The sequence below is a fragment of the Herbaspirillum sp. CAH-3 genome, assembly GCF_009668275.1.
Taxonomy (GTDB): Bacteria; Pseudomonadota; Gammaproteobacteria; order Burkholderiales; family Burkholderiaceae_D; genus Herbaspirillum; species Herbaspirillum aquaticum.
Genome location: NZ_VSWE01000022.1, coordinates 75,356 through 89,771, shown reverse-complemented (window position 1 = coordinate 89,771; position 14,416 = coordinate 75,356). Strand labels below are relative to the sequence as shown.

Annotated in this window: 12 protein-coding genes and 1 pseudogene; 10 read left to right on the top strand and 3 right to left on the bottom strand. The window is 63.5% G+C overall.

The features are described 5' to 3' along the window. The 6 genes and pseudogenes from FYB76_RS23735 to FYB76_RS23710 all read left to right on the top strand — a co-directional run. A pseudogene (locus FYB76_RS23735) lies at positions 1-263 on the top strand (ABC transporter ATP-binding protein); the annotation flags it as partial. Positions 264-728: 465 nt separating this feature from the next. Further along, a complete protein-coding gene (gene putA / locus FYB76_RS23730; protein ID WP_154135272.1) occupies positions 729-4,427 on the top strand; it encodes a trifunctional transcriptional regulator/proline dehydrogenase/L-glutamate gamma-semialdehyde dehydrogenase in 3,699 nt (1,232 codons plus the stop codon). 199 nt (positions 4,428-4,626) lie between these two features. Continuing rightward, positions 4,627-5,163: an ATP-dependent protease subunit HslV gene (hslV, locus tag FYB76_RS23725; protein WP_145605824.1), complete on the top strand. Its 537-nt coding sequence runs from the start codon at positions 4,627-4,629 to the stop codon at positions 5,161-5,163. 64 nt (positions 5,164-5,227) lie between these two features. Next, positions 5,228-6,571 (top strand): ATP-dependent protease ATPase subunit HslU, encoded by a 1,344-nt coding sequence (gene hslU / locus FYB76_RS23720; RefSeq protein ID WP_088755899.1) that lies wholly within the window; start codon positions 5,228-5,230, stop codon positions 6,569-6,571. Between the two features lie 41 nt (positions 6,572-6,612). Beyond that, a complete protein-coding gene (locus FYB76_RS23715; protein ID WP_088755762.1) occupies positions 6,613-6,816 on the top strand; it encodes a hypothetical protein in 204 nt (67 codons plus the stop codon). 294 nt (positions 6,817-7,110) lie between these two features. Next, positions 7,111-8,286 (top strand): porin, encoded by a 1,176-nt coding sequence (locus FYB76_RS23710; RefSeq protein ID WP_154135271.1) that lies wholly within the window; start codon positions 7,111-7,113, stop codon positions 8,284-8,286. Here the strand turns inward: FYB76_RS23710 and FYB76_RS23705 are convergent. After that, a complete protein-coding gene (locus FYB76_RS23705; protein WP_154135270.1) occupies positions 8,283-8,711 on the bottom strand; it encodes a hypothetical protein in 429 nt (142 codons plus the stop codon). The genes FYB76_RS23710 and FYB76_RS23705 overlap by 4 nt on opposite strands. A 155-nt stretch (positions 8,712-8,866) precedes the next feature. Here FYB76_RS23705 and FYB76_RS23700 point away from each other — a divergent pair, with 155 nt between their 5' ends. Continuing rightward, positions 8,867-10,402, top strand: a complete 1,536-nt coding sequence (locus tag FYB76_RS23700) for an SEL1-like repeat protein (RefSeq protein WP_154135269.1) — start codon at positions 8,867-8,869, stop codon at positions 10,400-10,402. A gap of 75 nt (positions 10,403-10,477) precedes the next feature. Here the strand turns inward: FYB76_RS23700 and gspG are convergent, their stop codons facing one another. Together gspG and cyaY are read right to left on the bottom strand one after the other, a co-directional pair. Next, positions 10,478-10,933, bottom strand: a complete 456-nt coding sequence (gene gspG, locus FYB76_RS23695) for a type II secretion system major pseudopilin GspG (RefSeq protein WP_088755765.1) — start codon at positions 10,931-10,933, stop codon at positions 10,478-10,480. Positions 10,934-11,034: 101 nt separating this feature from the next. Continuing rightward, positions 11,035-11,367, bottom strand: coding sequence for an iron donor protein CyaY (gene cyaY, locus FYB76_RS23690; protein WP_088755766.1), 333 nt, complete (start codon positions 11,365-11,367; stop codon positions 11,035-11,037). 49 nt (positions 11,368-11,416) lie between these two features. On the opposite strand from cyaY, the gene FYB76_RS23685 reads away from it, so the two are divergent. The 3 genes from FYB76_RS23685 (at position 11,417) to FYB76_RS23675 (ending at position 14,304) form a co-directional block, all read left to right on the top strand. Next, a complete protein-coding gene (locus FYB76_RS23685) occupies positions 11,417-11,653 on the top strand; it encodes a lipoprotein (RefSeq protein ID WP_284076637.1) in 237 nt (78 codons plus the stop codon). A 114-nt stretch (positions 11,654-11,767) separates the two neighbouring features. After that, on the top strand, positions 11,768-13,060 hold the full coding sequence (lysA, locus tag FYB76_RS23680) for a diaminopimelate decarboxylase (protein WP_154135268.1): 1,293 nt from the start codon (positions 11,768-11,770) through the stop codon (positions 13,058-13,060). Positions 13,061-13,383: 323 nt separating this feature from the next. Beyond that, positions 13,384-14,304 carry a phage tail protein gene (locus tag FYB76_RS23675; RefSeq protein ID WP_154135267.1) on the top strand — a complete coding sequence of 307 codons (921 nt, stop codon included), beginning with the start codon at positions 13,384-13,386 and terminating at the stop codon, positions 14,302-14,304. Positions 14,305-14,416 lie beyond the last annotated feature (112 nt).

Below are 14,416 nucleotides of genomic sequence, written 5' to 3'. Positions count from 1 at the left end.
TGATGAGCCATCCCAAGCTGTTGCTGCTGGATGAACCGTCGATGGGCCTGTCGCCGATCATGGTGGAGAAGATCTTTGAAGTGATCCGCAACGTGTCGGCGCAGGGGATCACCATCCTGCTGGTGGAGCAGAACGCCAAGCTGGCGCTGCAGGCGGCGCATCGCGGTTATGTGATGGAGTCGGGCCTGATCACCATGGAAGGGCAGGCGCAGCAGATGTTGGATGATCCGCGGGTGAAGGCGGCTTATCTGGGTGAGGGTTGAGTCGATTCGTCAATGATTCAATTCGTTGATTCATTCAGTCATTAATTCGTAAATGATATAAATCATTTGTGATGTATGTGATGTATGTGATGTATGTGATGCATCTGATGTATCAACGAAAAAAGCGCAGCCTCGGCTGCGCTTTTTTGCTTTGAGACTGAGTACATCATTTGGATGAATGCTCATCGCCTCGACATGCATCACCTTCGGCGGCCAGCAAAGGAACGGACAACGTGCAGACACCGCGCCTGCCCGCGGCGAATGCGGCCCAAGGGGCTTGCCGCCCGCCAAGCCGCGACAGTGCTGCGCAGGCGGAGCATATTGGCATCATATGGAAAATTAAAGTTCGTAAAAACTATAGTTACCGAATTAAATATTGGATAGATGCCTGAAATACAGAATTAATATTGGCATCAAGCACATAGAATCCGGTAGCCCATTTCCATCCCATTTCGACTCCAGACCATGACCACCGTCGCCTCCGCCGCCCCTGCGGCCTCCGCTTCCAGCCTGCCTTTTGGCACTTTCCAGGCCGAGTTGCTGCCGGCCCCCAGCCCGCTGCGTGCGGCCATCACCGCCGCCTATCGCCGCGACGAGCGCGAGGCCGTGCAATGGCTCCTGCAGCAGGTGCAGGGCCAGCAACCCTGGAAGGATGCCACCCAGCAACTGGCCAAGAAGCTGGTGCAGCAGGTGCGCGAGAAGCGCACCCGGTCCTCCGGCGTGGATGCGCTGATGCATGAATTCTCGCTGTCCTCCGAAGAAGGCGTGGCGCTGATGTGCCTGGCCGAAGCGCTGCTGCGCATCCCCGACCGCCAGACTGCCGATCGCCTCATCGCCGACAAGATCAGCAAGGGCGATTGGCGCAAGCACCTCGGCGAATCTCCTTCGCTGTTCGTCAATGCCGCTACCTGGGGCCTGCTCATCACCGGCAAGCTGGTCTCCACCAGCAGCGAAAGCGGCCTCACGCAAGCCATCACGCGCCTGATCGGCAAGGGCGGCGAGCCGCTTATCCGCAAGGGCGTGGACCTGGCCATGCGCATGCTGGGCAACCAGTTCGTGACCGGCCAGACCATCGAAGAAGCGCTGGAAAGCAGCCGCGACAACGAAAAGCGCGGCTATCGCTATTCCTACGACATGCTGGGCGAAGCCGCCCTGACCATGCACGACGCCGACGCCTACTACCAGTCCTACGAGACCGCCATCCACGCCATCGGCCGCGCCTCCAACGGCCGCGGCATCAAGGATGGCCCGGGCATCTCGGTCAAGCTCTCGGCCCTGCATCCGCGCTACTCGCGCGCGCAGCATGCACGCGTGATGGGTGAACTGCTGCCGCGCCTGAAGCAGTTGCTGCTGCTGGCCAAGCAATACAACATTGGCCTGAACATCGACGCCGAAGAAGCCGACCGCCTCGAACTGTCGCTGGACATGATGGAAGCACTGGTGGCCGACCCCGACCTGGCCGGCTTCGACGGCCTGGGCTTCGTGGTGCAGGGCTACCAGAAGCGCTGCCCCTTCGTCATCGACTACCTGGTCGACCTGGCCCGCCGCAACGGCCGCCGACTGATGATCCGCCTGGTCAAGGGCGCTTATTGGGACAGCGAAATCAAGCGCGCCCAGGTCGATGGCCTGGAAGGCTATCCGGTCTACACCCGCAAGGTGCACACCGACCTGTCCTACCTGACCTGCGCGCAGAAACTGCTGGCGGCCACCGACGTCATCTATCCGCAGTTCGCCACACACAATGCCCACACGCTGGCAGCGATCTATCACTGGGCCAAGCAGCACCAGGTCGACAACTACGAATTCCAGTGCCTGCACGGCATGGGCGAGACCCTGTACGACCAGGTGGTTGGTGCCGAGAACCTGGGCAAGGCCTGCCGCATCTATGCGCCGGTGGGGTCGCACCAGACCCTGCTGGCCTACCTGGTGCGCCGCCTGCTGGAAAACGGCGCCAACTCTTCCTTCGTCAACCAGATCGTCGATGAGGCCGTGCCGCTGGAGCGCCTGGTGGCCGATCCCATCGAGACCGTGCGCGCCCAGGGCGGCGTGCCGCATCCGGCCATCGCCTTGCCGCATCTGCTGTATGGCCAGGAGCGCAAGAATTCGGCGGGCATCGATCTCTCCAATGAATCGCGCCTGCAACAACTGGGTGAACTGTTCGTCTCCATGGCCCGGCACCAGTGGCAGGCGGCCCCGCTGATCGCGGGTGAGCTGGCTGCGCAGCCGGCGCAGGTGGTGCGCAATCCTGCCGATCATCGGGAAGTGGTGGGGCAGGTGAGCGAAGCCACGGTGGCTGATGTCAATACGGCCCTCGCTGCGGCGACCGACTATGCCCCGCAATGGCAATCGACCCCGGCCGCCGAGCGCGCTGCCATGCTGGAACGCGCGGCCGACCTGCTGGAAGAACATATTGCCGAACTGATGGCACTGGCCGTGCGTGAAGCCGGCAAGTCGCTGCCCAATGCGATTGCGGAGGTGCGCGAGGCGGTCGACTTCCTGCGCTACTACTCCATTGCCTCGCGTCACGACGGCAACGTGCTGGCGTGGGGGCCGGTGGTCTGCATCAGCCCGTGGAACTTCCCGTTGGCGATCTTCATCGGCGAGGTCAGCGCTGCGCTGGCCGCCGGCAACGTCGTGCTGGCCAAGCCGGCCGAGCAGACCGCGCTGATCGCCCATCGCGCCGTACAACTGCTGCATGAAGCGGGCGTGCCGCGCGCTGCGCTGCAGCTGCTGCCGGGCCGGGGCGAGACCGTGGGTGCCGCACTGACCTCGGATGTGCGCGTCAAGGGTGTGATCTTTACCGGTTCCACCGAAGTGGCGCAATTGATCAACCGCACCCTGGCCCAGCGCAAGCATGATGATGGCGATGGCAGCGGCGAACATGGCGATGTCCCGCTGATCGCCGAGACCGGTGGCCAGAATGCGCTCATCGTCGACTCCTCGGCCCTGGCCGAGCAAGTCGTGCAGGATGTGCTGTCCTCGGCCTTCGACAGTGCCGGCCAGCGTTGCTCGGCCCTGCGCATCCTGTGCCTGCAGGAAGACATCGCCGACCGTACCCTGGAGATGCTCAAGGGCGCCATGGCTGAACTGCGCGTGGGCCGCCCGGACCGCCTCTCCACCGACATCGGCCCGGTCATCGATGCCGAGGCGCAACAGAACCTGCTGGCCCACATCGAGCGCATGCGCAAGAGTGCGCGCGCCGTGCACCAGCTGCCGCTGGGCGAGGATTGCCAGCACGGTACCTTCGTGGCCCCGACCGTCATCGAGATCGACGACCTGGCGCAACTGCAGCGGGAAGTCTTCGGCCCCGTACTGCACGTGCTGCGCTATCGCCGCGATGCCTTGCCGCAGCTCATCGATGCCATCAATGCCACCGGCTATGGCCTGACCCTGGGCGTGCATTCGCGCATCGACGAGACCATCGATTTCGTGGCCCAGCGTGCGCACGTGGGCAACATCTACGTCAACCGCAATATCGTGGGCGCGGTCGTGGGCGTGCAGCCCTTCGGCGGCGAAGGCAAGTCCGGCACCGGTCCCAAGGCCGGTGGCCCGCTCTACCTGAAGCGCCTGCAGCGCAATGCGCAACTGCATGAGGAACTGACCCGCGCGCAACCGGCGCAGGTACCCAACGCGCTGCTGGACAGCCTGCTGGACTGGGCCCGCACCCACGGCCACGAGCGCCTGGCCGCCAGCGGCCAGCGCTATCATGGTGACAGCCTGCTGCAGCGCAGCCTGCTGCTGCCCGGCCCCACCGGCGAGCGCAATACCCTGGGCTTCGCCCCGCGCGGCCTGGTGCTGTGCGTGGCCGCCAGCGTCGGCACGCTCTTGAATCAACTGGCGGCCGCCTTCGCCACCGGCAATACGGTCGTGGTCGACGAAGCCACCGCGGCGCTGTTGCCGGCCGGCCTGCCTGCGCCGGTGCGTGCGGCCATCCGCCGTGCCAGCCAGCTGGAGGCCGAGCCGCTGCAGGCCGCCCTGGTGGACAGCCATCAGGCCGCCGCATGGCGCATGCGCCTGGCCGCCCGGGAAGGTGCGCTGGTGCCGCTGATCCTGTGCAGCGAAGACGGTGCGATTCCGCTCTGGCGCCTGCTGGCCGAACGTGCCTTGTGCGTCAACACCACGGCCGCCGGCGGCAATGCCAGCCTGATGACCATTTCGGTGTAATCGCTCCCGCCACCTGAGACGGGCGCCCCGGCCTTGTGGCCAGGGCGCCCGTTTTTCTTGGCGCGTACAATATTGGCCCGGATGGCGGCCGCCCCGATGGCATGACTTGCAATCCGGCCGGCCAGCCCCATCTCGTCAGGAATGCGGAATCGGTACGTCCCTCCGCTGCTCCCCCGGCACATATTGAACAGAGGCAAGCATGGAACAATTTCACGGCACCACCATCCTTTCCGTCCGTCGCGGCAACCAGGTCGCGCTCGGCGGCGACGGCCAGGTGACGCTTGGCAACATCGTCATGAAGGGCAGTGCGCGCAAGGTGCGCAAGCTCTACCACGGCAAGGTCCTGGTCGGTTTCGCCGGCGGCACGGCCGACGCCTTCACCCTGCTCGACTTGTTCGAAGCCAAGCTGGAAAAGCACCAGGGCAACCTCATGCGCGCCTCGGTCGAGCTGGCCAAGGACTGGCGCACCGACCGCATGCTGCGCCGCCTGGAAGCCATGCTGCTGTGCGCGGATCGCGACACCACCCTGGTCATCACCGGCAATGGCGACGTGCTCGAGCCCAATGACGGTATCGGCGCCATCGGTTCCGGAGGCAGCTATGCACAATCGGCCGCCAAGGCCTTGTATGAGAACACCGAGCTGACGCCTGCCGAGATCGTCAAGAAGTCGCTGACCATCGCCGGCGAGCTGTGCATCTACACCAACCTGAACCACATCATCGAGACGCTGGAATAAGCCGCACTGTGCGCATTTCCTGCCTATTTCTCCGATGAATCGTCACAGCGAAAAGATCACCACCATGAATATGACTCCCAAGGAAATCGTCTCCGAACTCGACAAGCATGTGGTCGGCCAGGCCCGCGCCAAGCGCGCGGTGGCCATCGCCCTGCGCAACCGCTGGCGCCGCCAGCAGATCGAGGAGCCGCTGCGCCACGAGATCACGCCCAAGAACATCCTCATGATCGGCCCCACCGGCGTGGGCAAGACCGAGATTGCACGCCGCCTGGCCAAGCTGGCCGATGCGCCCTTCATCAAGATCGAAGCCACCAAGTTCACCGAAGTCGGCTACGTGGGCCGCGACGTGGACACCATCATCCGCGACCTGGTCGACATCGGCATCAAGCAGACGCGCGAACTGGAAACGCGCAAGGTGCGCACCCGTGCCGAGGATGCGGCAGAAGACCGCATCCTGGACGTGCTGCTGCCGCCGGCACGCGATTTCGGCTTTACGCCGGAAGGCGGTGCCAGCGGTGAGAAGGACGACAAGAACACCACCCGCCAGACCTTCCGCAAGCGCCTGCGCGAAGGCGCGCTGGATGATCGCGAGATCGAACTGGAATTGAACGACGCCGCACCGTCGATGGAAATCATGGCACCGCCGGGCATGGAAGAAATGACCGAGCAGATCAAGACCATGTTCTCGGGCCTGGGCAACCAGCGCAAGAAGGCGCGCAAGATCAAGATCAAGGAAGCCATGAAGCTGCTGATCGAGGAAGAAGCGGCCAAGCTGGTCAACGAGGAAGAACTCAAGCAGAAGGCCATCGCCAACGTCGAGCAGAACGGCATCGTCTTCCTCGATGAGATCGACAAGATCGCCACCCGCTCGCAGAATGGCAATGCCGACGTCTCGCGTGCCGGCGTGCAGCGCGACCTGCTGCCGCTGGTGGAAGGCACGACCGTCAATACCAAGTACGGCATGATCAAGACCGATCACATCCTCTTCATCGCGTCGGGTGCATTCCACCTGTCCAAGCCTTCCGACCTGATCCCGGAATTGCAGGGCCGTTTCCCGATTCGCGTTGAGCTGGATTCGCTGTCGATCGCCGATTTCGAACGCATCCTGACCGGCACCGATGCTTGCCTCACCAAGCAGTACGAAGCGCTGCTGGCCACCGAAGGCGTGAAGATCGAATTTGCCGACAGCGGCATCAAGCGCCTGGCCGAGATCTCGCATACGGTCAATGAGAAGACCGAGAACATCGGTGCTCGCCGTCTCTATACCGTGATGGAAAAGCTGCTGGAAGAGATTTCCTTCACGGCAGGGGAGGCCGGTGTGGATGGCCTGCGCATCGATGCCGACTATGTCAACGAGCGCTTGGGCGAGCTGGCCGTGGATGAGGACATGTCGCGCTACGTGCTGTAACGCGATGCGGTGATGACGCCCGCTGGGGCAAGGAGAATGCGATGGCCAACAAGACCTTGGGAACACGGCAGAAGTTGAGTTTTCGGATCGAGCCATCGCAATCCAAGCCACGCAATCCGGTGGCGCTGGCTGCACAGCAGCGTGCCGGTGGTGCGGGTGCGCATCGCAAGAATGCCTCGGCACAGCGCCAGCAACTGAAGTCGGATCTGTTGAAGAAGCTGGTCGGTGATCCTGAAAAGGAATGAGGCCCCGGCAAGCTCTGCTGGCAAGATGTATCAAAATGTTAGAAATGACGAAAAGCGCCGGTAGGGATACCGGCGCTTTTTCCTTGATGGAGGCCGATGTGGAAGCGGGGCCTTATCAGTACGAGCGAAACTGGCGATAAAAAAATACAACAATTGCCATTTCAATCTTTGGCTCCCGTCTAAAAAATGACTTCTATCGACCAAGGTGCAGTCATGCGCGGCGAGAAGCATTAATGTTTGCCCATCCGACTGCAAGTGCGGATCCTCAAGACTATTTTTAGAGAAGGACGTCACATGAAAAAATCTCTGCTGGCACTCGCCGTTCTGGGCGCGTTCGCAGGCGCAGCCAATGCGCAAAGCTCCGTCACGATCTACGGTATCGTCGATACCGGTGTTGTCTACCAAAGCAAGGTTGCTACTGCCACCGGCGGCACCGGCACCAAGTTCGGCCTGAACTCGGGCGTCATCCAGGGTTCGCGTATCGGCTTCAAGGGTGTTGAAGATCTGGGCGGCGGTCTGTCGGCTGTGTTCAACCTGGAAGCTGGCTTCGCCAACGATACCGGTGCTCTGGACGATTCCAAGACCAGCAACACCCTGTTCCGTCGCAAGTCGGTGGTCGGTCTGGCCGGCAACTTCGGTACCGTCCTGGTGGGTCGTCAAACCGACTTCGCTGACACCATCTCCGCTTACACCGCCGTCAACGACTTCGGTGGCTGGGTCAGCAACTCCGGTTCCGGTCTGGATCGCCTGCAAGGCACCCGTACCAACAACTCCATCAGCTACACCACGGCCAACCTGAACGGCTTCACTGGTAACCTGATGTACGGCTTCGGTGAGACCGCTGGTCAAACCTCGGCTGGCCAGTCCTTCGGCGTCGGCGGCAAGTACGACAACGGCCCCCTGGGTCTGGGCGTGGCTTACTACCAGTCCAAGGCTGGTTCGACCCCGTCTGACACCTCCCTGCTGGCCGCTGCCAACGCTACCAGCGTGAGCAGCCTGAGCTCCGTGTCCGGCAATACCGCACAGAAGGTCCTGAACGTGGCAGCGTCCTACCAGTTCGGCCCGGCACGTGTGTACGGTAACTACTCGCGCGTCAAGCAAGACCTGAACAACCAGGCCAACCTGACCGCAGTGGGCGTCGGCTCGCTGACCACGGTGACCAACCGCACCCTGGCCCGTTCCAACAAGGCTGACATCTACGAAATCGGTACCGCTTACTCGCTGAGCCCGTCGCTCAAGCTGCTGGCGGCTGTTGACCACACCCGTGCCAACTTCGACGGCGTGTCCAACAAGGCCAAGCTGACCCAAGTCAGCCTGGGTACCGACTACTGGCTGTCCAAGCGCACCGACCTGTACGCCTTCCTGGCTTACACCAAGGCTAGCGACATGGTCAATCCGGGCGTCTCCGACAGCACCGGCACCGATGGCAACCAAGGCGCCGTCGCCGTGGGTATCCGTCACAAGTTCTAATGTGAGTTGAGCTGCGTCGTCTTCCCGGCGGCGCAGTGTGATGCACAAGTGAGCAAAAGAAGCGCCGCATGAGGTTCATGCGGCGCTTTTTTCTTGCTCAATACGCGTTTCATTTTGTTAGTTTTTGTAACAGTGTTTTTCGTGCGTGGTACCAATGTCCCGTTTTCATGGAACATTCCCTTCTCTACTTCGCATTCCCATCCAATTTGGTGCGTCTCGCATGCCGCAGCCATGTTGAGCGCCTCTTTGTGGCACCGCAAAAAGCTCGCTTTTACATCGTGAATAGCTGACGAAACCCTTACTGGTAGCGGCTCTTGATGGCTGTAAAGAAAGCGTAATAAGCTCTCGCCTATGCGCACTTTTTTGCTGCGCACTGCTCTAATGAGAGCACTATTTCGATGCGTGACGAGCTCATCCTCTTCCATGACCCACGCATCGCACCGCCCCAAAACGTAGTGGCGGATCCGCATCCAAATACTTAGTTTTTGATGCACACCGGACTGACGCAGCCTGCTGCGCCAGCGGGGACGTTTTCGTCTGCAGTTTTGCGACTGCGGATTTGCTGAGAAAGGAAAAGAACATGGCAACGAGAGAAGAGCTGGCCGTCATCAAGGCCGCGCGTGCGGGTGAGTCGCGTGCGCAGCTGGCCCTGGGCCGACGCTACCTCAACGGCGGCAGCGGCCTGCCGCGCAGCAAGGGCACTGCCTTCTATTGGCTGCGGCGCGCTGCGCAACAGGGCGTGGATGATGCGTGGATGATCATCGGCCGCAACATCACCTACGACCAGGTCAAGGAACTGTCTTCGCCGCAGGAAGCGGCCATCTGGTACGAGAAGGCCTTCGAAGCCGGCGTGCCGCAGGCCGGCATCATCTTTGCACGCCTGGTGCTGGAGCATACCGAGCAGTTCGACAGCAACGCGCATGCGCGTGCGATTGCGGCACTGTCCCTGCTGGCCAGCCGCGACGATCATGAGGCGCAATGGTTGCTGGCCCAGCAGATGCAGCGTCACGGCCAGCCCATGGTGCCCGGCCTGCCTGCCTCGGCCGTGGAAGAACGGCTGGTGCGGGAAGCTGCACGCGCCGGCATCGAGCAGGCGCAATACGCGCTGCTGGACAAAGCATGGAACCAGGGCCAGGGCGAGGCCTTTGCGCGGGGCGCAGTGGTGCTCGTCAAGCGCCTGATGGAGCGCAACAGCGCAGCGCTGGCGCAGCTGGACAAAGACGGGGATGCCACCGGCCTGGTACAACTCAACGCCGAGGAGGCCACGCTGCTGCTGCGCTATGGCCAGTGGCAGGCACGCGCGGCCAAGCCGGAGCTGTCGCAACTGATGCGCCTGTTCGAACTGGCGGCCGAGGCCGGCGACGTCGAAGCGCGGCTGGAACTGGGACTGCTGTGCGCCAAGATCGACCGCGCCGGCAACCGCGTATTCATGGAGCAGGGCCTGGCCAATTTCAAGAAGGCGCTGCACTGGCTGCAGCTGGCCGGCGAGGGCGGTTCGGCCCAGGCATGGCATGCATTGGCACGCATTTATTCGCGCTCGATCTATTCGCAGCGCAACCTGCAGGTGGCCCAGCAATACCTGGAGAAGGCCGCCGAAGCGGGACTGTCCGAGGCCCAGTGCGAACTGGCCCAGATCTTCTGGCGCAATCGCCGCGACGATCCCATGCACGACGTGAAGGCGCTCTACTGGTGGCAGCAGGCCGCCGCGCAGGGCGAGCGCAGCGCATCTGAAGCGCTGCGACCCTTCATGGCCGAGGAGACTGCCCAGCCATGGGCGCAGCAGGCACTGGCCCAGCTCAGCGACAAGCTGCGCAACAGCAATCCCTTCCTCAGCGCCCGTATCGAACTGGCGGCCACCTTCGGGCTGACCAAGCCGGAGGCGCTGCTCATCGACATCAAGCAGGCCGATTATGGCCATTGCCTGGTGGTCGACATCTGCGCCCATCATGCCCGCAGCAAGCGACGCCTGATCGCCGTGCAGACCGAAGCCCAGCGGGCGGCCATCAATCGCGTCAGCCGTTTGTTCGGCGACGTGGACTGTGGTTTCAGCGGGCCGGAAGGCAATTACCGGCAGCGCCAGTACCGGCTGCGCACGGCCCTCCCGGATCTGGCCTGAAGCAGGATAGCCGGGATGAAACGCAACGGGGCGGCCTGAGCCGCCCCGTTGCGCAAGTGCGGGTAGGAAACAGCTTCAGTGCTGGCGGATGACCTGGTCGCCGTCGGCGCCGCCTTCCGGTCCGGCCTGGCCGAAGGAGTAGAGCTCGTAGGCACTGCCGTCTTCCTCGGCGCCGTACTGGTAGGAGTTGCCCCAGGGGTCGCGCGGCAGGCGCTCGACGTAGCCGCCGATGGGCCAGTTGGCCGGGACCGGTGCGCGCGTGGGCTTGATCACCAGCGCCAGCAGGCCCTGGGCGGCACTGGGATAGCGGCCGTTGTCCTGGCGATAGCGTTCCAGGCCGGCGGCGATGGCTTGCATGTCTTTCTCGGCGGCCTGGGCCTGGGGGCTGTGGTCGTGGTTGAAGCGTGTCACCAGCGGTGGCAACAGCAGGGCGGCGGCTACGGCCAGCACGGTCAGCACCAGGATCCAGCGCAGGCGCGCCAGGCCGCGCTGCAGGAACAGGAAGGCAGGATGTCGGAGGGATCGACGCATGGATGCTGCGGATTTATTCACGTGGACGAGTGAAGCAGGCAGGGCAGCTGCCCGGCTGCGCCCCACGGATGCGGCAGGGCACAGGCGGGCGCCGCACCGCTTCAGGGCTTGATGGTGACCGGTACGCCGGCCTGGCTGCTGACCACTTCCGACAGCGTGGCGTAAAGCTCGCTGCCATCGCGGGTATTGAGCCAGTGGCTGCCATCGAATTTGTAATGGAAGCCCCCGGAACGCGCGGCCAGCCACATTTCCTGCATGGGCGCCTGGCTGTTGATGATGATCTTGGAGCCATTGTCCACGCACTCGATTTCCAGCACGTTGCCGCTGCGGCTGCATTCCACATCCAGGTCGCTGGCGTCGCAGGCATCTTCCAGGGCCGTCTCGATGGCGTTGAGGGTGGCGTCAGCCAGGTCCAGGAATTCCGATTCGGTCATGCTACACTCCAAGTCATTCTAAGATTTCGATGTAATCCGCCATTTTATCGTGAAGTCACACTATTCTCCCGCCCGTTGTGCAGCTTCCCTGGCGCTGTGCGCCGCCGTCCTGATGCTGGCCGGCTGTGGCCAGAAAGGCCCGCTGTACATGCCCAAGGTGCCGCCGGACCCGTTCGTGCGCACCCAGCCGGCCGCCCCGGCAGCGGTCCAGGACAAGGCGGGCGTCCAATCGGGAGCCGCTGCAGCCGCTGGCGACACCCCGGCCGCCGACGCCCCCAAACGATGATGCCCGGCTGAAACATCGCGCTGCAACGCGGCCGGTCCCCCCGGTGATGAGGGCGGGGACTGCGCCGGACGACTCCACCGAACTGCTTTTTTCCGCTGACTTTTCCGGATCCCCATGTCCCACTTTTCCTACCGCAATGGCGCGCTGCACGCCGAAGACGTCTCCCTGCAAGCCCTGGCCGACCAGTTCGGTACCCCGCTCTACGTCTATTCCAAGGCGGCGCTGGTGCAGAATTTCTCGGCCTATGCCGATGCCTGCCGCGCGGCAGGCCGTGACCAGGGCGGCAAGGGTGGCGCGCTGGTGTGCTACTCGGTCAAGTCCAATTCCAACCTGGCGGTGCTGAACCTGCTGGGCAAGCTGGGCTCGGGCTTCGACATCGTCTCCGGTGGCGAGCTGCTGCGCGTGGTGGCTGCCGGCGGCGATGCGCGCAAGGTGATCTTCTCGGGCGTGGGCAAGGGCCGCGACGAGATGAAGCTGGCGCTGGAACATGACATCCTCTGCTTCAACGTCGAATCCATTCCCGAGGTGGCGCGCCTGAACGAGGTGGCCGGGTCGCTCGGCAAGCGCGCCCGCATCTCGCTGCGCGTCAATCCCAACGTGGATGCCAAGACCCACCCCTACATCTCCACGGGCCTGAAGGAAAACAAGTTCGGCGTGGCCTACGACGATGCCCTGAACTGCTACCGTGCAGCGGCCGCCCTGCCCAACATCGAAGTGGTCGGCATCGACTGCCACATCGGCTCGCAGCTGCTGGATGACGCGCCGCTGCTGGAAGCGCTGGACAAGGTCATCGACATGGTCGATGCGCTGGAAGCCGAGGGTATTCCCATTCACCACCTCGACATCGGCGGCGGCATCGGCATCCGCTATGACGACGAGCAGCCGGTGGCCATCGGCGACTACCTGGCGCGCGTGTTCGCCCGCGTCGATGCCTGGCGTGCCGGCAAGTACGACGGCCGCCCGATCCAGGTCATGTTCGAGCCGGGCCGCTCGGTGGTCGGCAATGCCGGCCTGCTGCTCACCGAGGTGCAATACCTGAAGCATGGTGAAGAAAAAAACTTCGCCGTAGTCGATGCCGCCATGAACGACCTGATGCGTCCGGCCATGTACGAAGCCTGGCATGGCGTCAAGACAGTGAAGGAAAACGCCGGCCAGCCCCGCATCTATGATGTGGTCGGCCCGGTGTGTGAATCCGGCGACTGGCTGGCCCGCTCGCGCGAACTGGCCATCCACGAGGGCGACCTGCTGGCCCTGATGTCGGCCGGCGCCTACGGCATGACCATGGCCTCCAACTACAACACCCGTGGCCGGGCGGCCGAAGTGCTGGTGGATGGCAACCAGGTCCACCTGGTCCGTGCGCGCGAAAATCCGGCTGACCTGTTCGCGCTGGAAAAGATCGTCGACTGACACAGTTTATTGTCATTTTGCTAAGCGGCAGCCCCGGCAACGGGCTGCCGTTTCTTTTTGCACATCGTTTGAGGCGGGATTGTTAATAGCCCGGCAAGTCCCACCCGGCTTGGGCTGCAGATATTTTTTGCAGAGCGGCATTTTTGTTTTGCCTTTCAGAAATTTCGGCGCAAAATAGCCATCCGTCCAAAAAACAAACGCAGCATCAAAACCGCCTGGAGGCGCATGCGCCCGACACCGGAGACCAGGCAGCCATCATGGACGTGAGGGAGCACACCAGGGCCGCCGGGAGGGTGGCCGGTAGCGCATACAGGGGAATTCCAATGCAAGTTCTGGAACGTACAGAGGAAGATCGTGAGCGGCGCGGCGCCAACGAAGGCGCGCAGCCTGCCGGCCACGCCAATACGGCGCATGAAGCCAGCGAGCCTGCTGAGGGCACACGCCCGTTGATGTCGCCGCAGGCGCTCAGTGAGGAAGAACTGGAAGTCCGTGCCTCGCACATTACCGCAGCGGCGGTCGCAGCCGCCGCCGTGACGGCAGCCGTCGCCACATCGGCCGCCACCGCCAGCCTGCCTTGCCAGGACGAAGCGCCCGCCGTGGCGGTGCAAGAGGAACCCGCACCGGCCACCCGGCGGGGACCACGCGGTCCGCGGACCGAACCCGAGGTGCAGGCATCGACCCGCGGCGCCTTGCTGGTGTCGCTGCTGACCTTGGCCATCATCGGCTTGGCCATGTGGCTGGGCGCCCAATGGCCGCAACGTGCGCTCAAGCCGGTGATGCAGCAATTGCCATCGCTGTCCAAGCCCGCCGCGGCCGATCCGGTGGTGCCGGTGGCCAGCCAGGAGACGGCCGAGCCATCCGCCAGCGACCTTGCGCCTGGCCCCGACGTGATCGCCCAGCTGCAGCAGGAAGCCGACGAAAAAGCCCATCTGCTGGCCCAGAAGCGTGCCAGCGCCGAGGCCCGCCACCGCCGCGAGGATGCCGCCCTGGCCCTGCGCGAACAGCGGCGCCGCGAAGCCGAGGCGCAATTGGCCAATGCCCGTGCCAAGGCCGAACGCGCCCAGGCCGTGGTACCGGTGCCGGAAGTGGTCGAAGTGCAGGCCGTGCCGACGCTGGCCGAGCAGGTCAAGCAATGCAGCGCGCTGTCGGTCTTCGCCCGTGAAAGCTGCCTGTGGAAGTTGTGCGACGGCAAGTGGGGCAAGAACGGCTGCCCCTCCTACGAGCGCAACAACGAAGGCGCCTGATCCCGCTTGGTCCTGCGCTACCCCTTCCGGTGGCGCGGGATGCTGTACTTCCGCTTCATCTCCCCTGATACATCCTGAATGCCCGCGTCCTGCAGGCGGGAGCAATTCTTGC